This window comes from Acinetobacter sp. AG1 (assembly GCF_001005525.1).
Taxonomy (GTDB): domain Bacteria; phylum Pseudomonadota; class Gammaproteobacteria; order Pseudomonadales; family Moraxellaceae; genus Acinetobacter; species Acinetobacter modestus.
On record NZ_LBMZ01000109.1, the window covers coordinates 40,977 to 61,121 of the forward strand.

At 40.7% G+C, this 20,145-nt stretch carries 17 protein-coding genes; 4 read left to right on the forward strand and 13 right to left on the reverse strand.

All coding sequences use genetic code 11. The features are described 5' to 3' along the window. Positions 1-78: 78 nt before the first annotated feature. Positions 79-951 carry an acyl-CoA thioesterase gene (locus tag AAV96_RS08600; RefSeq protein ID WP_004660328.1) on the reverse strand — a complete coding sequence of 291 codons (873 nt, stop codon included), beginning with the start codon at positions 949-951 and terminating at the stop codon, positions 79-81. 329 nt (positions 952-1,280) lie between these two features. On the opposite strand from AAV96_RS08600, the gene plsB reads away from it, so the two are divergent. Then, positions 1,281-3,836, forward strand: coding sequence for a glycerol-3-phosphate 1-O-acyltransferase PlsB (gene plsB, locus AAV96_RS08605; protein ID WP_004660325.1), 2,556 nt, complete (start codon positions 1,281-1,283; stop codon positions 3,834-3,836). 51 nt (positions 3,837-3,887) lie between these two features. On the opposite strand, the gene AAV96_RS08610 is transcribed toward plsB, so the two are convergent. Next, a complete protein-coding gene (locus tag AAV96_RS08610; RefSeq protein WP_046738981.1) occupies positions 3,888-4,868 on the reverse strand; it encodes a putative solute-binding protein in 981 nt (326 codons plus the stop codon). 125 nt (positions 4,869-4,993) lie between these two features. Then, on the reverse strand, positions 4,994-5,812 hold the full coding sequence (locus AAV96_RS08615; RefSeq protein WP_046738982.1) for an NAD-dependent epimerase/dehydratase family protein: 819 nt from the start codon (positions 5,810-5,812) through the stop codon (positions 4,994-4,996). Between the two features lie 18 nt (positions 5,813-5,830). On the opposite strand from AAV96_RS08615, the gene recG reads away from it, so the two are divergent. Beyond that, entirely contained in the window at positions 5,831-7,876 is a 2,046-nt protein-coding gene (recG, locus tag AAV96_RS08620; RefSeq protein ID WP_046738983.1) for an ATP-dependent DNA helicase RecG, read from the forward strand. Then, on the forward strand, positions 7,869-8,555 hold the full coding sequence (locus tag AAV96_RS08625; protein ID WP_046738984.1) for a ComF family protein: 687 nt from the start codon (positions 7,869-7,871) through the stop codon (positions 8,553-8,555). Before recG ends, AAV96_RS08625 begins: the two co-directional genes overlap by 8 nt. Here AAV96_RS08625 and AAV96_RS08630 read toward each other — a convergent pair. Together AAV96_RS08630 and AAV96_RS08635 are read right to left on the reverse strand one after the other, a co-directional pair. After that, a complete protein-coding gene (locus AAV96_RS08630) occupies positions 8,506-8,901 on the reverse strand; it encodes an NUDIX hydrolase (protein WP_046738985.1) in 396 nt (131 codons plus the stop codon). The genes AAV96_RS08625 and AAV96_RS08630 overlap by 50 nt on opposite strands. Positions 8,902-8,910: 9 nt before the next feature. Beyond that, a complete protein-coding gene (locus AAV96_RS08635; RefSeq protein ID WP_046738986.1) occupies positions 8,911-9,495 on the reverse strand; it encodes a TIGR00730 family Rossman fold protein in 585 nt (194 codons plus the stop codon). 172 nt (positions 9,496-9,667) lie between these two features. Here AAV96_RS08635 and AAV96_RS08640 point away from each other — a divergent pair, with 172 nt between their 5' ends. After that, positions 9,668-10,681, forward strand: coding sequence for a CorA family divalent cation transporter (locus tag AAV96_RS08640; protein ID WP_046738987.1), 1,014 nt, complete (start codon positions 9,668-9,670; stop codon positions 10,679-10,681). Between the two features lie 42 nt (positions 10,682-10,723). On the opposite strand, the gene AAV96_RS08645 is transcribed toward AAV96_RS08640, so the two are convergent. From AAV96_RS08645 to dxs, 8 genes are all read right to left on the reverse strand, one after another. Next, a complete protein-coding gene (locus AAV96_RS08645; protein WP_004660311.1) occupies positions 10,724-11,011 on the reverse strand; it encodes a lipid asymmetry maintenance protein MlaB in 288 nt (95 codons plus the stop codon). A gap of 11 nt (positions 11,012-11,022) precedes the next feature. Further along, positions 11,023-11,655: a phospholipid-binding protein MlaC gene (locus tag AAV96_RS08650; RefSeq protein ID WP_004660309.1), complete on the reverse strand. Its 633-nt coding sequence runs from the start codon at positions 11,653-11,655 to the stop codon at positions 11,023-11,025. A 19-nt stretch (positions 11,656-11,674) separates the two neighbouring features. Continuing rightward, positions 11,675-12,352: an outer membrane lipid asymmetry maintenance protein MlaD gene (locus AAV96_RS08655; protein ID WP_046738988.1), complete on the reverse strand. Its 678-nt coding sequence runs from the start codon at positions 12,350-12,352 to the stop codon at positions 11,675-11,677. Continuing rightward, positions 12,352-13,131, reverse strand: coding sequence for a lipid asymmetry maintenance ABC transporter permease subunit MlaE (gene mlaE, locus AAV96_RS08660; protein ID WP_004660307.1), 780 nt, complete (start codon positions 13,129-13,131; stop codon positions 12,352-12,354). Before mlaE ends, AAV96_RS08655 begins: the two co-directional genes overlap by 1 nt. Further along, positions 13,128-13,946, reverse strand: a complete 819-nt coding sequence (locus tag AAV96_RS08665; RefSeq protein ID WP_005219612.1) for an ABC transporter ATP-binding protein — start codon at positions 13,944-13,946, stop codon at positions 13,128-13,130. The genes mlaE and AAV96_RS08665 overlap by 4 nt, the downstream gene beginning before the upstream one ends. A gap of 420 nt (positions 13,947-14,366) precedes the next feature. After that, a complete protein-coding gene (locus AAV96_RS08675; RefSeq protein WP_005219611.1) occupies positions 14,367-16,319 on the reverse strand; it encodes a DEAD/DEAH box helicase in 1,953 nt (650 codons plus the stop codon). Between the two features lie 819 nt (positions 16,320-17,138). Continuing rightward, on the reverse strand, positions 17,139-17,969 hold the full coding sequence (locus AAV96_RS08680; protein WP_004660297.1) for an inositol monophosphatase family protein: 831 nt from the start codon (positions 17,967-17,969) through the stop codon (positions 17,139-17,141). A gap of 135 nt (positions 17,970-18,104) precedes the next feature. Then, positions 18,105-20,000: a 1-deoxy-D-xylulose-5-phosphate synthase gene (gene dxs / locus AAV96_RS08685; protein WP_046738989.1), complete on the reverse strand. Its 1,896-nt coding sequence runs from the start codon at positions 19,998-20,000 to the stop codon at positions 18,105-18,107. Positions 20,001-20,145: the final 145 nt, after the last annotated feature.

Here is a 20,145-nt window from a genome sequence, read left to right on the forward strand (position 1 = left end):
GAGCAATTTTTTGTCACAACCTTATGACAAAAAAAGCCATCTAAACGATGGCTTTAATTTGAATTTTTCAAATCTAACTTACTGGGTTTCAATTTCTCTTAAGCGAATTAGCCCCTCTTGCACAGTGCTACATACCAGCTGACCATTCTGCCACATGCGTCCAAAATTCAGACCGCGTGAACTGGCACTAATCGTTGCTTCCATATCGTAAAGCATCCAATCATCAGCACGTAACGGGCGATGGAAGTAAATGGTATGATCAATACTTGCACATTGTAAATTTGGCGAAATCCAAGATAACCCGTGTGGACGCAGTGCTGTGGTCATCAAAGTAAAGTCTGAATAAAACGCAACGATGGCTTGATGTAATGAAACGTCATCAACATTTTCCGCAATACGATCATGGGTACGAATGTAGTGCGCATAATATGGTGCTTCAGGCTGCGGCTGAAAAGGATTAACAGGTCGAGTTGGTCTGATTTCAACATGACGTTCGCGCATAAAACTCGTACGTGCATTTTCTGGAACGAAATTGAGCATACTTTCTTTTAATTCTTTCTCAGACTTCAGCTCTTCAGGACTCGGATACTCTGGTTCTTTATGTTGATAATTTAAGCCTTCTTCTGGATTGGCAAAAGATACCATCGCCGAGAAAATTGTACGTCCATGTTGGATTGCACGCACTTGTCGACTTGCAAAACTTTTACCATCTCGCAATGGATCAACTTCATAAATGATCGGTGCATCGACATCACCACCATATAAAAAATAAGCATGCAACGAATGTGCTGGACGGTTTGTGGTATATGACGCCGCTCTTAATGCTTGTCCAAGAACTTGCCCACCGAATACTCGTTTCCCAACCAAATTGCGACTGTTGCCTCGAAAAATATGTTCTTCCAACTTTTCCAAAGTCAAAAGTTCAACCAGTTCTTGAGTTAACGCATTCATGTAATAGCCTTCCAACATCAATGAGGAGAGATCAACTAATCCATTCAGGATTGATCATTTCGATTGTGCCACAAATTCCAATAAATATGCTCAGGATAAAATGATTCATCCGTCACATTAATCTTTATTTATAACTGCTAAAAATACGATTTTTAACGATAAAATCTACCAAATACGCTATATTTTGTCAGAAAATAACATATCGTTTCATGGCAGAATATCGCAGAATGTCGTGTTGACGTTTGTGTTCATCGAGCTATGCCGTACGCTGTGGTTTTACGGCACTATAACAACGCCTCATGCTCAAGGTTATCATTTAGGAGTTTGTAATGTCCAAGACTGGATTTGGTCAAATGTATCGCCAACTTTCGAGTAAGTTACTTGACCTTGTGGTCACTCCACATGTTCTTGGTGAAGTTCCTACAGAATCAACAACAACTGAGCAAAGCACACCAGATTCAAATAAAGTGATTTGCTATGTACTACAAAATTATTCACGTAGTAATGCTTTGGTAGTTGATGGTGAAACGCGTCGCCTTCATTTAAAACCAGCTTTAGATGCCATGAGTTTTGGAACTTATCACGAAAAAAACTCGGTTCTATTTTTACATCAAAATGAAAATAACTTTTTTAATACTCAAACATATCCCCCACGCCTTCTACAGTTGATCGAAGCATTAGAACAAAATCAAGAAGTAGATGTTCAATTAGTTCCCGTTACAGTACTTTGGGGACGCTCACCTGATAAAGAAGATTCATGGTTTAAATTATTATTTTCTGATACTTGGGCAACACCAGGTACAGTTAAACAACTCATGAATATTGGCTTACATGGGCGTGATTCATATTTAGAATTCCATGAGCCTCAATCTCTACGTGAATTGGTAGATTATGCCAAGAAACATCATCCAAATATTTCCCCTGCAACTTATATTTCAAGCTCTTTAGATACTTATCTAGATCAGCAACGTGAAGTCGTACTGGGTCCTGACTTATCTGATCGCCGTAATGTAATGCAGTCAGTAGTAAAAGCACGTGATGTACAAGATGCCATCCGTCGTGAAAGCATTCAGCATAAAATCAGCATGCTTGAGGCAGAACGCCGCGCAATTGGCTATGTTAATGAAATCGTTTCTGATTATTCAGCGTCAGCAGTACGCTTCGCAGATATGGCTTTAACACGATTATGGACACAACTGTATGACGGCGTTGAAGTTCATAATTTCAGTACAGTTCGCGAACTTGCGAAAGACTATGAGATTATTTACACACCATGCCACCGTAGCCATATCGACTATTTATTATTGTCCTATGTGATTTATAAACGTGGCTTGATGATTCCATATATTGCTGCGGGTGATAACCTGAACTTACCTTTTGTAGGTCAGTTATTGCGTGGAGGCGGTGCATTTTTCATACGCCGCTCATTCCGCGGAAATGCACTGTATACTTCTGTATTCAAAGAATATTTATACAGCATTCTATCGCGCAATACGCCTATCGAGTACTTCATTGAAGGTGGTCGTTCACGTACTGGTCGCTTGCTACCACCGAAGACAGGTATGCTTGCAATGACCGTACATGGTCATTTACGCGGTCGTGCTAAGCCAATCGTATTCTTACCGACGTATATTGGTTATGAGCGCTTGATGGAAGGCTCAACTTATGTAGGTGAAATGCAAGGTAAGCCAAAAGAAGCAGAATCAATTTTCGGTATCGTCAAAACTTTACGTAAAATTGAAAGAATTTTTGGCAAGGTACACGTTAACTTTGGTGAACCTGTTTTCCTCGATGATATTTTAAAGCAGCATAATGCAGATAAGATTCAGATCGAAAAAAATGATGCGCCAATTCCAGCTGAAGTATCGAATGTTGTTTCAAGCTCAGCTAATGTTATTTTAGAAAATATTAATCGCGCAGTGGTCATCAACCCTGTTTCATTATTATCTTTGATCTTATTAGCAACGCCAAAGCATACATTAGATGAAGAGATCTGTGCGAAACAGCTTGATATTTATCGTGATTTAGCGACTCAACAACCGTATGATGAACGCACACAAGTCACCTCTTTATCAGGTAAAGAAATCATTGCTTATGGTCTAAAGCTCAAACTGATCAAACGTGTGCAGCATGTTCTAGGTGATATTATTGCCATAGAAGACAATCAAGCCGTTTTATTAACCTATTTCCGTAACAACATCTTACATGCTTTTGTCTTACCATCACTGGTTGCATCATTGGTTGAACATAACGGTAAGATTAATAAAACAGATTTAAGCAATGTGATTCGTACATTGTATCCATTCTTAAAAGCTGAATTATTCATGAAGTGGAAAGCTTCTGAATTGCAACAGCACATTGATAACTATATCAACGCACTCGTGCAAATTGGTCTAATTTTCCAAGATCATGATGGTAACTTATTTAGCCCAACACCAAATAGTGAAGAGCATCAAAAACTTTTGACTTTAGGCATGCCAGTTAAACAAAGCTTAGAGCGTTACTACATGACGCTTGCACTGATCACCCAACGTGGTTCTGGCAATATTTCAACCAAACAAGTCGAAGAGTTAAGTCACTTATTAGGTCAGCGCTTATCTGTTCTATATGAATTCAACTCACCTGAATTCTTTGATAAATCTTTGTTCCAAAGCTTTATTAAGGTTCTGACACAACAAAATTATATTCGTAATAATGAACATGGTTTCATTGAATATGATGATAATTTCAGTGAAATGGCAGCAGGTGCGCAGTTAGTACTTGATGAAACGACCTTGCAAATGTTGCAACACATCACAACATTTACAGATGAAGAACTTGCAACCGCTTTAGAAGCAATGGCTTCTCAACAGGCAAAACGTCGTTTAAAACGCAAGAAAGCTTAATTGTTCAGTATTCACTTTTGATGGGTTAGTCAAAAATTTGGCTAACCCAATTTATTTGCGGCACTCTAAATATTTCGGATCATCTAGACATCTTAGTCGTTTGATTAATTCCACAAAATACGCATCATAATAACCTGAATCCACATAACGATTACGAATCTTAGCAACCAATGCCTCATAGCCCTGCTTTTCATAACCCGAAATATCCGCCCAATAATACGCTGGTAAATGATTTTCCCATTGCATCGCCTGAGCGGCTAAAACATTACTATTTTTTACAAACCAACTTCGGATTTGGTGACCAAAACCAGTGGAATAAGCTTGAGGTCGGATCACAATATTAATTGCGAAATACGCGACTGGAAAATTGACAACTTGGGTCGATTCGCCAAATTCCTTTTTCAAGTTATAAGGTAATACACCATACGCAGGCGCAGCCAAAATATCGATCTTCTTTTGCTTGAAAGAATCAACAGCGGTCGCAAAATCTACATAAACAGGTTTTGCCGACACACTTTGCACCAATGCCAATTGAGGTGGATTATTTTCAAGAATACCAATGGTCTTATTCTTTAATTGCGAAACTTTATTAATCTGCTGCGTATTCATGATCATGTATGCCGTACCAATTGGAATCATTCCTAGTACTTCATAATTTTGATCTAACATACGTTTTTCAACATTTGTATTGGTGAGTAGCTGTAATAGCATACGCGCAACACGATTATTGGAAATCAGACCAATCCCGCCCGTACTTCCCATAAAATGATTGTAACGATAAGTATTAAAGTTCGATGCAACTAAACCTGAACATTTATTTTGATCAAATGCCTGAATCGCATCTTTTTCATTTTTAAAAGTATCAAATTTCAACTGAGTATTGTGTTGAAGCGCGTAAAGCCGAATATCCTGTAAACGGCGACTAATGTCTCCTTGAGTGCCCAATGGATCAAATACACACCATGTTTGTGCACCCGCCCAACTTGTTGTTGCCACAAACCCCAGCATCATCGTAAAAATTATTTTTCTCATATCCACCCCTTAATGCCTCATCACAAACCATGTGCACAACTCAGGCAGTTCCTTTACGGAATCTGTTGGTATTTTATCATCAAAATCTATACCAACTATTCAAATTGTCTTGCAGTTTAATCTAATTATTTTTCATTACCATGTACCGACAACAGCGTCTGATAGTCATTAAAGCAAATCTGATGTTCAAATTTAAATCCCGTTTGTGGCAATCGGGTTGCATAAATTCGCTTCCCAGTCACTTGCTCAGACAAAAGTTGCAACTGAGGCAACTTTAAATATTGTTGAAACCAACTTAATATTTCATGCATGGGTAAAGGATTGTTATTACTGATGATATAACTTGATTCAACAATATCTATAACAGCTAATAACGCTAAAAAATTGGCTAAATCATCGATATGAATTCGATTACTAAAATGTATGGCTGGATAAGTCAGTGTTTGTTCAGCAAGCTTTTTTAAACGAGCAATTGAGGTCCCATAAATTCCTGCTGGTCGGACAATAATACTCTGATGCGGATAATGTGATTGCCACAACAACTCCATCTTCCGAAGCAGATGCCCCTGCTCATCGATGGGTTGAATCATTGATTCATCATCGATTCGCTCCCCTGCATTTTCACCATAAACTCGTGTCGAAGAAACGATGATGATACGTCGAACAGGATGATTTTTGAGAGCATTAGCAATCGATTCAACGCTATCAACATAGGTTTGTTGATATGCTTCTATGCCGCTCTGCGAAGGTGCAAGAATGACATAAACCAAATCAATTGGATCAAGCTGAGTCAAATCTAAATAGTGTATATCTTGAATATAGTGGCTTGCATAACAATCCATTTTTGGACTACGGCTAATTGTGCTAATGTGATGACCTTGCTCAAATAAGTGTTTAGCAACGCGCTGAGATGTTTTACCATAACCAATAAATAAAATATGCATATACACCCTTGAATAGAGATGACTTCAGTCCAGCAATTACAAGGTGTTGGTGCCGCCGCAACAACCCTATTAGAAAAGCTTCATATTTTTAGCACGGATGATTTGTTATTTCATCTTCCTCGTGACTATGAAGATCGTAGCACCATTATTCCAATGAATCAGCTGGTTGTTGGACGAAGTTATTTGCTCGAAGGTGAAGTTCGATCCGTAGATTTTCCTCCAGGCAAAAAGAAATCACTTGCAGCCTTATTACAAGATGATTTTGGCAAGGTCACTTTACGGTTCTATCATATTTATAAGGGATTAACTGATCGCATCAAAATGGGACAACAACTCCGAATATTCGGTGAAGTTCGTGTTGGAGCACGCGGTCTTGAAATGTATCACCCTGAAATACAGGTGATCCAACAGCATACGCCGTTACCCAAAACCCAACTTACAGCGATCTATCCCAGCACGGAAGGTCTGACGCAGCCTAAATTACGTGAATATGTTCGTCAGGCGTTACAACATCATAGTGATGGTTTAGCTGAGTTATTGCCTAAAAAATACAGCAACGGCTATGAACTTAAACAAGCATTAGAATATATTCATGAGCCCCCTGTTGATGCCAACATGCAACAACTCAATCAAGGTTCGCATCCTGCCCAACAACGATTAATTTTTGAAGAGCTGGTCGCCCATCAAATTAGCCTATTAACACGCCGTGCCTATATCCGCCAAATTGCTGCACCTCGCTTTGATAGCAGTAAAATCTTGGCTAAGGCATTATTAGATGGTCTTCCTTTTCAAATGACCAATGCACAAAAACGAGTTTCTAAGGAAATCTTGCAAGATCTCAAGCAAAATCAACCGATGCTGCGTTTAGTCCAAGGTGATGTAGGAGCAGGTAAAACACTCGTCGCAGCAGTTGCAGCCTGCCATGCACTAGAAGCAGACTGGCAAGTTGCACTGATGGCACCGACTGATATCTTAGCAGAACAACATTATTTAAATTTTAAACGTTGGTTTGAGCCACTAGGCATCCAAGTGGCATGGCTTTCAGGCAAACAAAAAGGCAAAGCACGTACACAAGCTGAACAACAAATTAAACAAGGTCATGCACAACTTATTGTCGGTACGCATGCTTTATTCCAAGATGCCGTGGAATTTTCTAAACTAGGCTTGGTTATTATTGATGAACAACATCGTTTCGGGGTCGATCAACGCCTTGCTTTAAGAAATAAAGGCGCTAATCAATTTACCCCACATCAATTGGTGATGACAGCAACCCCGATTCCCCGAACACTCGCGATGAGTGCTTATGGTGATTTAGATACTTCAATTATTGATGAACTCCCCCCGGGACGCACCCCAATTCAAACCGTAACAATTCCTTTAGATCGCCGTGAACAAGTTCTACAAAGGATTGCCAGCAACTGTCGTGAAGGTAAACAAGCCTATTGGGTCTGCACCTTAGTGGAACAATCTGAGGCCCTAGATGCTCAAGCCGCCGAAGCCACCTATCAAGAAATTAAGGAACGCTTTCCAGACATCAATATTGGTCTAGTCCACGGCAAAATGAAAGCAGATGAAAAACAAGCGGTCATGCAAGCCTTTAAAGACAATCAATCACAACTGTTAATTGCCACAACAGTGATTGAGGTTGGGGTCGATGTGCCTAATGCCTCAATCATGGTCATTGAAAATGCTGAACGTCTAGGTCTCTCGCAATTGCACCAACTTCGAGGGCGTGTTGGACGTGGTGCTACCGCTAGTTTTTGTGCTCTGCTCTATAAATCACCCTTGTCTCAAAATGGTCAGGAGCGACTTTCTATTTTACGAGAAAGTAATGATGGTTTCGTAATTGCTGAAAAAGATTTGGAAATACGCGGTCCGGGTGAACTCTTAGGAACAAAACAAACTGGGGATATGGGCTTTCGTGTGGCACGCTTAGAACGTGATGATCATTTACTCACGCAAGCACATTATGTGGCTGAACAAATTCTAAAAGATTATCCACAACATGCTGATGGACTATTAAAACGCTGGCTACCTGAAGCCCCAAGATACGCCTATGTTTAAATTAATTAAAACATCAGCAAAACAAATCTTTGATTATCTAACGCCATGTAGCCTGTGTGATATTGGGATTAGGAAGCAATACGGAGTATGTCAAAGTTGTTGGAATCAGTTACCTTGGTTAAAACAATCCATTCAACGTAATCAACAACAAATATTCGTTGTATGCCATTATCAATATCCGATTGATCGCATCATTCAGCAATTTAAATATGAACAAAAACTGCATCATCAACGACTATTGGAAGGACTACTACAACAACTAAAGCTTCCTAAAGTACATGCCATCGTTCCAATGCCGATTTCAACTGATCGATTAGTTGAACGAGGTTTCAACCAAACGCTATTGCTAGCCCAAGCACTTAGTAAAAGCTTAAATATCCCTATCTGGCAACCAGTACAACGCTTGGATCAACACTCGCAAAAAGGTTTATCGCGCATCGAAAGACTAGAAAATATTGAACAGCAATTTGTGGCTGCGCCGCCCGATCATCTTCGTTATCGCAAAGTCTTGATCGTCGATGATGTCGTCACAACGGGGAGTTCAATTACCGCCTTATCTCAAGTCTTGCAACAACTTGGCTGCCAACAGGTTTATAGTATTTGTTTAGCAGCCCCTATCCGTAATAATGCTAGTTCTCTAAATTTTGATGACACCATGGAATCACCACTTGTTGAGTAAGAGGTGCAAGTAAAGTGACTTGATCTTCCAAATCAATCCATTTCATCTCCGCAATTTCCGCAGCGATACGTGGTGTTTGTTTCAGTTTCACCTCATAAACATAACTCACTAACAGATGATCAGGCTCATTTGCAGCAGCCGTTTCAAAGCGCCCGACAAACTGTTTGATCTCAGATTCACACGCGATTTCCTCTAAAATTTCACGCTGTATTGCAATTTCAGGCGCTTCATTACTTTCTAGCTTGCCGCCTACTTGCATAAAAGCTTGTGTATTTTGCTTACGAACCAAAAGCAATTGATTTTTTTCATTCAATATAATCGCGGCAGCAACGGTTATGATTTTCACATTATCCCCTTAAACTTGAATATCTGCAGCTGACATCCATTTTGGTGTTGCAGGCTGATACACTGAAAATGCAGTTAAAATTTCACCAATATTATCGGCGACAATTAAGTTCTCTACAAACCTTGCCTGACTAAATCCGCGATCTACAGAATCTTGGATCGTTTGAATTAATCCACCATAGAAGCCCTCAACATTTAGAAATGCACAAGGCTTTTGATGAATCCCTAATTGATTCCACGTCCATTGCTCAAAGATCTCTTCCATGGTGCCTGCTCCTCCAGGCAATGCGACAAACGCATCTGCTAATTCTGCCATTTTCGTTTTTCGCTCATGCATATCCTTGACTACATACAATTCAGTCAAACCCGTATGCGCTAATTCTCGATCAACCAAAGCTTGTGGAATGATGCCAATGACCTGCCCACCTGCGGCTATTGCACTGTCTGCAACTACACCCATCAAACCAGAGCGACCGCCCCCATACACAAGCGTTTGACCTTGCTGTGCAATTGCCAGTCCTGTCGCCTGTGCAATTTGTTGATAAATGGGATCATTACCGAGAGAAGAACCGCAAAAAACACATATAGAATTCATACAATTAAAACCGTTTTATATAACTGTCATGCTGATAAAGTAGGCTGTGTAACAAGATTTTTTAGAAATTAACGTTTAGGCAAGTGTTTTTCGTTTCATCCTTGTCTAAAATACACGCTGGTTTTCGGTACAATGCTGAAAATCTCACATTGGCTGCGCGAGGAAAAAAGACATGCTTGAAGCCTTTTATGCCACAGAGCGCGGTAGTCTAGAAGATGCAACAATCAATGGGAGTTTTGATCTCCACCCTGAGTTGGTTTGGATTGATCTAATTGCTCCATCTCAAGAAGAACAACAGTGGGTATTTGATGCTTACGAGCGAAACTTACCAACATTAAAATCACTTGAAGACATTTCCTCATCCGCACGATTTTACCGTGATGATGATGGCATTTTGCATATCAGTACATATTTTTTAACAAAGAATAAAAATTATCAGGTCGATGGCGATACAGATGAGTCATCTCATATGCTTGCAACAGTACAAACTGTTGCCTTCATTCTGCATAAAGATCGTTTGTTTACCATGCGTGGCGAAAAATTAGTTGCATTTCGTGCCTTCCGTGCGCGCGCACGCCGCAATGACTATGATATGGACTATAAAGACCCAACATGGATTTTATTGGGCTTACTTGAAGCTAAACTCGATGAACTTGCGGATATCTTAGAAGATATCCACAAAGACTTAGAAAGATACTCCACAGAAGTACTCAATAACCATCATCGTGAAACCCTGCTCGATCTTGATGACATGATTACACGACTCGCACAACAAGAAGATATGCTTGGAAAGGCGCAACTGTGTTTGATCGATTTACGTCGTGTACTTACCTTCCTCTCTCGTCCTCGAGCTTTAGGCAGTCATATTTATGATGCTGATATTCGAGAATTAAGTGAGGATGTCCGTTCACTGGTCGAACATGATGCATTCTTATTCCAGAAAGTTCGCTTCTTACTGGATACCACATCAGGCTTCATTAACACCGAACAAAATGACACGATTCGTCGATTCTCGATTTTACCCAGTATGCTTGCACCACCGATGTTGATTGCTAGCATTTACGGGATGAATACCGATGTATTGCCGTTTGCTCATGGCAGTCTGAGTTTCTGGATCGTCACTGCTATTTTGATGGCGTTTTTGGTCCTCCCAATGGTGTACTTCCGCTGGAAGAAATGGATTTAATAAAAAAGCACCTTACGGTGCTTTTTTATTACAAGACTTTTTTCATATCAATTTCAAATCATCTTGTAGATGGCAAGCTTGGATGACTTTCAGCATTTTCTCAGACACATTTTTAAAATGTAGACCTTTATTATTTGGCGTTTGACGCAACCATTGCACCAACACTGCCAAAGAAAGGGTGTTTCCTTGTTCAAGCTGACCCAGATCAACAATAAGAGGAAAACTCTTATGTTGCTGGATATGCTTTAAACCTGCTCGATAAACCTGTTCTGCATTCGAGAAATCAATTGTTTTTGAAACAATTAATTGCTGATCAATATACTGAATCACCCGTCACCTACTTATTTCTTGTTAACAGCAGCATCTGCATCTGGCTTAAAGGTTGCAATCGCTTTATTCATATCACCACCATTGCGCTGAACAGTAGCAGCAAACTGGTTACGGAATTGCAAGCCTAAATCAATACCAGACACATTAATATTACGGACTTTCCACTGGTCACCTTTATCTGTCAACTGGAACGATACAGGGATTTTCTCACCATTATGTAAGAAGTCTAATGTAACAACGGGGTTCTTACTATTGGTCGACTTAAAAGGACGCATCGTATAGCTTTCATTGGTATATTTAGCGAAAGCACCGCCATAGTTTTCAATAATCACAGCACGGAAATTTTGCTCAAACTGAGCACGTTGCGCAGCTGTTGTATATTGATTGTTTGCATACGTACCTAATACGATACGTGTAAATGCTTGTGAATCAACATACGGATCAAGATTTTGACGAATAATCGATTTTACTAAAGCAGGATTACTTTGTAATTTCGCATGATCTGCTTTTAAACGTGTAATTAAACCATCAGCCACACGTTTAACAAAATCAGGTGGGGTTTCTGTTGGTGCTGCAAATGCAGCACTCGCAAGCATGGTTGATAATACACTTGCTGTTAACGTCTGTTTCAATAATGTATTCACTTCAATCTCCTAACCTGAATTACTCAACAAATGACGGTTCTGCTTCAGTAGCAGCTGGCTGCGATGCCGAACTCTCTGAAGTTGTTGAGCTTGATGTGGCTTTACCAGCACCACCAGTAATAAACTTACTGATCAAATCTTCTAAATCCATTGTACCTTGGGTATTTGAAACAACATCACCACGTTTTAGGTAATTCACACCACCACCTGGTACAACTTTCAAATACTTCTCACCCAGTAAGCCATTGGTTGCAACCATAATATAAGCATCCTCATCCAAACTGGTGATGGAGGTCATGTTACTGATAAGTTGCTGTTCCATTGCTTTTTGTTTCGCAGCATCAGCTTGTTGATAATCTGAGCTATAACGCAATTCTTCTAAGGCATTTTTCTGCACTTCTTTTAATTGCTCAGTATTAAAGCTGGTTAATTTACCATCCAAATCAAACTTAACTGTTGCTAAACGTGTTACTGGATCAAGCGTAATAGATTCTACACGACCAATGGTCACACCACTCATGGTCACCTTTGCTCGTGGTTTTAAACCATTTACGTTATCAAACTGCGCTGTCATGCTATAGCTATCACGTAGATTTGTACCCACTAAACCACTAACTTTCATCGCAAGAAAAAATAGAGCGATACCGAAGATAATCACAAAAATACCTACGGCCAGCTCACTAGTACGTGATTTCATTAAATCCCTCCGAACATGACCGCAGTCAACACGAAATCAAAACCTAATACACAAAGTGAAGAATATACGACCGTTCTAGTCATCGAAGTCGCGATACCCTCTGGCGTTGGATCACAAGCATAACCTTGATAGACCGCAACCCATGTACAAATCAGCGCAAAAACAATACTTTTAATAATAGTGCCATTAAAAATATCATGCCCAAACTGAACTGTACTTTGCATACCACCCCAGAAAGAACCTTCATCAGCACCTAAAAAATCTACGCCAACCAACTTGCCACCAATGATACCGATCGTTGCAAAAATCACAGTCAACATCGGCAAACTAACAATACCTGCCCACAAACGCGGAGCCACAATTTGACGAAGTGGATCAACGCCAATCATTTCCATACTGGCCAATTGTTCACTCTGTTTCATTGAACCAATTTCGGCAGTGAGAGCCGAGCCTGCGCGCCCTGCAAATAATAATGCAGCAACAACAGCAGCAAGTTCACGTAACAAAGTTAACGAAATCGCAGTCCCCAACATGGCTTCACTACCAAAAGTGACCAAAATGCTATACATCTGCAAGCCAAGGACAGCGCCAATAAACAAGCCTGAGACAGCAATAATCAGCAGAGACATGACCCCAACACGATGCATCTGATACACAAAGCGTTGAAAGCCACCCTTTGAAGGCGCTGAAAATAAAATCTGGATGAGCATAAGTGACGCTGCACCTATCCCCTTTATTCGCTCAATAACGAGTCTACCTAACCAGGCAATCGTATTCATGCACGAACCTCGTTATCTAAATATGCTTGATGAGTAAATTGATATTCAACAGGTCCCTCAGCTGAGCCTGTTAAAAATTGACGTACAAATGGGGAAGCATGTGCCTGTAGCTGCTCAGGTGAACCTTCACCCTGAATTTTGCCTTCAGCAACCACATAAATATAATCAGCAATCGATAATGTCTCTGCGACATCATGCGAGACAATAATTGTTGTTAAGTCTAAAGCTTCACGCAAAGAACGAATCAATCGTGTTAGAACACCTTTAACAATTGGATCTTGGCCAGCGAATGGCTCATCATACATAATCAATTCTGGATCAAGTGCAATCGCACGCGCTAAAGCAACACGACGATTCATACCTCCCGAAAGTTCAGATGGCATTAATGGTTCAGCACCGCGTAACCCAACCGATTCCAACTTTAAAGCGACTAACTCAGCAATCAAATGTTCTGGTAATTGTGTATGCGCACGAATAGGAAATGCAACATTTTCATAAACTGACATATCAGTAAATAACGCACCACTCTGGAATAACATCCCCATACGTGCACGTGCAGCAAACAAGTCTGGACGAGACATGGCTGCAATATTCTTACCATCGAGCAATACTTCACCACGATCAGGGATTAACTGCCCACCAATCAAACGGAGCAAAGTGGTTTTACCTGTTCCCGAAGGTCCCATAATTGCAGTAATTTGACCACGTCGAATTTTAAGACTGACATCATCATAAATGACGCGTTCCCCTCGGTTAAAGCTCAAGTTTTTAACTTCAATTAGGGCTTCAGCATCGAGAGGAGATTTGTTATTCATACTGGCATTCATTCCTGCACTTTTTATGCACGCATACTATACACTGAAAGATTAAGCGCTTGTTTTTATTTTGATATGCTACGTATGAAGATTATTAATTTATGTAATTGTTCTTTTTATCAACTTCTGTGCTCAACTCATGCTGTGAGCTTGCATTCAAAGAGTCGGTATGATTGCGTGCAATAAGTGCATATGCAAAAAATAACCCATTACAAAGCATTAAAATAACAAACAGACATGGCAGCCCTTCACCACAAATGAATGACCATATTTGACTTAAAAGACTTTTATTTTGCTTAACCCTATTCATTTCTTCTGTAAAATTTGAATTAGTAGACATTTTTCGAATTTTACATGACTAATCCTAAATAAAAAAGCCAGTTTTACAACTGGCTTCTTCTTTTCATCGGTTTTTAACTATTAAAAATCGTTTTTGCGACGACGGTCACCACCGAAGCCACCTTCACGTGCTGGACGATCACCAAAATCACGCTTTGGACGGTCTTCACCACCGAAACTACGCTTTGGACGGTCTTCACCACCGAAACTACGTTTTGGGCGATCTTCACCACCGAAACTACGTTTTGGACGGTCACCAAAACCACCTTCACGTTGTGGGCGATCACCAAAATCACGCTTTGGACGGTCGCCGAAGCTACCTTCACGACGTGGTTTGTAATCTACACGGTTACCACGGTTGTCATCATTCGAATCAAAACGTGGTTTATCATTGAAACCACCTTCACGACGTGGGCGATCTGAATTGAACTCGCGACGTGGACGGTCTTCACCACCAAAACTACGCTTTGGACGATCTTCAAAACCACCTTCACGACGTGGGCGATCTGAATTGAACTCGCGACGTGGACGATCTTCACCACCAAATGATGGACGTTCACCACGTGGTTTATCATCAAAGTTACGACGTGGACGGTCTTCAAAACCACCTTCGCGACGTGGACGGTCAGAGTTAAACTCGCGACGTGGACGATCTTCACCACCGAATGATGGACGCTCACCACGTGGTTTATCATCGAAGCTACGACGTGGACGATCATCACCGCCTTCACGACGTTTGAAATTGCTCTCGCCTTCAAAACGACGACCACCACCAAAACCACCACGACCGCCATCACGGCCGCCACGACCACGACCACCGCCATCACGACCGCGACCACCACCATCACGACCTGAACGAGCAGGAGGTGGAGATGGCTCTAAACCTTCAATTTCAGATACATTTAAACGTGCATCTAAATAATCTTCTAACGCACGGATTTTGCCACGCTCACGATAAGTCGCAAGTGTAATCGCTTGACCTGTACGACCCGCACGACCTGTACGACCAATACGGTGTACATAGTCTTCGTTTTTCATCGGTAAACCGAAGTTAATAACATGAGAAATAGTTGGTACGTCTAAACCACGTGCAGCAACATCAGTTGCAACTAAGATTTTTGCACGACCTTCACGGATGCTGCGTAAACGACGGTTACGAACGGTTTGTGGCATAGCACCATGCAATGCAACAACTGAGTGACCTGCTTCAGCCAATTCTTCAGCAAGCATATCTGTATCTTCTTGCGTGCTTGCAAAGACAACAGCTTGATCTACTGACTCGTCAGACAACCAGTGAGTAAGTAATTTTTTCTTATGCTCAAAGCCATCTGTCCAATGTAATGTTTGAGTTACATCAGTATTAGTGCTGTGACCAGTTTCAATTGCAATACGTTGTGGATCATTCATCATACGTTCAGCAAGACGAATAATACGATCAGCAAAAGTCGCAGAGAACATTAATGTTTGATTACGGTTTGCAGCTAACTCACCAATTGCTTCTAAATCTTCAGAGAAGCCTAGATCAAGCATACGGTCAGCTTCGTCGACGATTAACGATTCAACTTTATCAAGTTTCAATTGGCGACGATTTACTAAGTCAAGCAAACGACCTGGCGTTGCAACAATCACTTGTGCGCCTTTAAGCTGTTGAATTTGCTTACCAAAAGGCATACCACCCATAATTGCAGCAATACGAACACCTTTCATATGACGTACAAATGCAATCGCATCTTGGCTTACTTGTTGAGCCAATTCACGCGTAGGACATAAAACCAAGATGCTTGGTTGAGTCACAGCTTTCATGCGCTCTTTAAATGGCACAAAAGTTTCCTGACCTGCCAAAGCATTTAATGTAGGGAGTAAAAATGCTGCAGTTTTACCAGAACCTGTCTGGCTTGAAACTAATAAATCTTTTCCATCTAACGCAGCTGGAATCGCTTGTTCTTGCACAGGAGTTGGGCTTGTAAAACCTAAACCTTCTAGGGCTTGTTGTAAGGTTTCGTGCAAAGAAAATTCGGCAAAAGTTTTGCTCATAGAGAGTTTCACCCTAATGGGTGCTCCATTTTAATAAATACAAAAAATAGACATCGGCAAAAAGCGGCAAAGCGACTCAAGCTGAAAATAGATGAAGTTCAGCGGCAATCCGAATAACGACGATGTGGACTAAACGCACGCTTGATTACTGCCTCAACCTGAAGAATCGCTAAGCGATTTGGGCGCAAGATATGGTCCTCTCTATGGACAGCGTGCGCTAATATGAATAGAACTGAATGTTCAGGTAATGAACTGGAATTTAAGTGCGTGGGCGGATTATAGCAGAATAATTTTAAAAGTCACCCTTTTTAATAGGTTTTTTCTATCCATTTCGATTATTCATTGATTTTATAAGAATTTAGCTTAAATATATTTATACACAAACAAAAATTTTAAAACCTCTATGCTACTAAAATCATTATTCATCTTATGGCTATTAGGATGCCTCAATATTATCTATTTCGGTTTTCAACTTGATCCATTTCTTATAAAGAATGAACCAGAGTATATTTATCACTACCCTACAGATGGTGTAATCCTAATTTCTTTATTTTTTTCTAGTTATTTTATCGTTACATATTTTCTAGAATCGACTTCATCTATTCAAAAACATCCCTTTAGAAGTTGCACGATTTTAAGCACTATTACTTTCATACAACTTTTAATTGCATATAGCAGTGCTATGCATGCACCACCTTTTATGTGGGCATATATGATAAATATATTTATATTATTCTTTTTTCATCTTGTTCTATGTGTTTCTATTATTAGGCATAAAAAAGAGTAGCAATCGCTACCCCTTTTCTAAAAATCCACAAATTATTTTGCAGCATCGCCCCAAGCAGGAACAACTGTTTGCATCAATGGTTTTAACATTTTCAATGAGCAAGCAAGTACTTGACCATTATCAAATGATTCATTACCACCACGAGCATCAACAACTACACCGCCCGCTTCTTTTACAATCAGCTCACCCGCAGCAATATCCCACGGTTTTAAACCAAGCTCAAAGAAACCATCAAAACGACCTGCAGCGACATAAGCTAAATCCAAAGCAGCAGAGCCACCACGACGAATTTGCGCGCCTGATTTAGTTACAGCCAACAAAGAAGCGAAATGTTGTTCTGCATAAGAAACAATTTCACCATTACGTTTCGCACGATAAGGATGACCTACCGCAAGGAATGTGTTTTCTAAAGAGTCTTTAACATTGACACGGATACGGCGTTGGTTCATGACTGCGCCACGACCACGGCTTGCAGAGAATAATTCATCACGCACTGGATCATAGATCACACCGTGCTGAGTTACGCCTTTATGTTGTACAGCGATAGAAATACAGAAATGAGGAAAACCGTTGATAAAGTTTTGAGTACCATCTAAAGGATCAATCACCCAGCACCAATCTGCATCGTGACCTTTACCTTCTTGCATGCCAAACTCTTCACCAAGGAAGCTATGGTTTTTATAACTTTTACGAAGCGTATCAATTGTAAGCTGTTCGATATAACGGTCAACACGCGTTACTGGACCATCGATGCCTTTTTCTTCAACTTGTAAATCGAGTTTATGACGATTTTGATGTGCCTTTAAAAGCTCTTGACCAACTGTTTGAGCCGCACGCGCAGCCATAACCACCATAGGTTCCATTGAACACCCACTACAAATTTGAAGATTTTGACAAAGAATAATGCATAAAAGCCCTCATATTCTATCAAATATAAGGGCTTTTAGGTAAAAAATGTTTGCGAAAGATTATTTTCTAATTTACAAAGCGTTAGCGACTTATAACCAAGCTTGTTCTATTGAAAGCAAAATACCTTTGCCATCTAAGCCACAGTCAATGAGCATTTGCTGATGAGTTGCTTGATGTAAAAATGCATCTGGCAAACCTAGATTTAAAATTGGCTTAATGATTTTAGCTCGTGCTAAAAATTCATTTACTGCACTTCCCGCACCAGCCATAACCGCATGTTCTTCTACAGTCACAAAAAGTTTTGTGTCAGCAGCTAAGTCACGAAGTATCTGCTCATCTAATGGTTTTACAAACCGCATGTTGACCACACGTACAGCAACCGAATGTTTACTTGCAAATAATTCTGCTGCTTCAACTGATGCTGCAACACGGCTACCAAAAGCAAGGATACTGATCTGCTGATCTGCGTCCTGATTAAATTGCGCAACAATTTCAGCTTTACCAATTTCTAAAGCAGTCATTTGCTGTTGGATTTCAGCATCTGTACCAACACCTCGCGGATAACGTACGGCAGTTGGTCCATTATAGTGATATGCCGTATGCAACATCTGACGACATTCATTTTCATCTTTTGGTGCCATGATCACCATGTTAGGTACAGTACGCATATAAGCATAATCATATGCACCTGCATGGGTCGGGCCATCTTCACCGACTAAACCAGCACGATCAATCCCAAAAGTGACATCTAGATTTTGCAAGGCAACATCATGGATCAATTGATCATAGCCGCGTTGTAAAAAGGTCGAATAGATTGCTACAACAGGTTTTAAACCTTCACACGCCATACCCGCTGCTAAAGTCACTGCATGTTGTTCAGCAATCGCCACGTCAAAGAAACGTTCAGGGTATTGCTTTGCAAACTGAACCATCCCTGAACCTTCACACATCGCTGGGGTAATTGCGAGTAAACGATCATCTTGCGCTGCTTCATCACATAACCATTGTCCAAACACGTCTGAGTATTTAGGCGGTGATTTTTTTGCAGGAGCAGATGCTGTAGGTGCAATTTTAGTAATAGCATGGTAGGTAATCGGGTCTGCTTCAGCTGGCGCAAATCCTTTACCCTTTTTGGTATAAATATGAACTAAACGAGGGCCTTTACGTTTTTTTAGCGCATGGAAAACTTGTGTGAGTTGTTCAACATCATGCCCATCAAATGGCCCAAAATAATCAAAACCGATCGCTTTAAATAAGTTATCCGCTGCATCTGTTGCAGATTGATGTAACCGTGAGTTATAAGTCCACTTCGGATGTGGCTGAACATAGGCTTGGCCATGTTCGTCGACATTCACCAGTTGACCTGTTTCCCAAATTGCAGCCAAATGTCTTGCAAAGCCACCCGTACTGCATGAAATCGACATATCGTTATCATTTAAAACGACGATCAGATCAGCATCATGTGCAACCGCATCATTCATGGCTTCAAATGCCATACCTGCTGTCATTGCACCATCACCAACAATTGCAACCACATCACACGGATCTTTTTGATAACGACGCGCAAGCGACATTCCCAGACCTGCAGAAATTGCTGTTGACGAATGCCCTACACCAAAGGTATCAAATTCAGATTCTTCACGCGCAGGGAAAGCGGCTAAACCATCTTTACTACGAATCGTAGTAATTCGTTCACGACGCCCCGTCAGTACTTTATGTGGATATGCTTGATGACCCACATCCCAAACCAAACGGTCTTGCGGCGTATTAAAACAATAATGCAGTGCAACCGTTAATTCGATTACACCAAGATTTGCGCCAAAGTGGCCACCGCTTTGCCCTGCCGCATACAAAATATATTGACGCAACTCATCCGCCACTTGTGCGAGTTGGCTTTGCTCGAGCTGACGTAATTGTTGTGGATGATCAATTCCATCTAACAATGGCGTAACAGGACGTTGAGTTGGAATTTCGGTATACAACATAATGTGGCAAAGCCTTTTTAAGCCTGGCAAATCCGAAGCTGGGTTAAATGGGGGCAATCATACAATTAAATACGATCTACCTTCAATCAGCCACATGTGCGAATGATGTAGTGCTGAACATTCTCAAGCCAATCTTAAACAACTG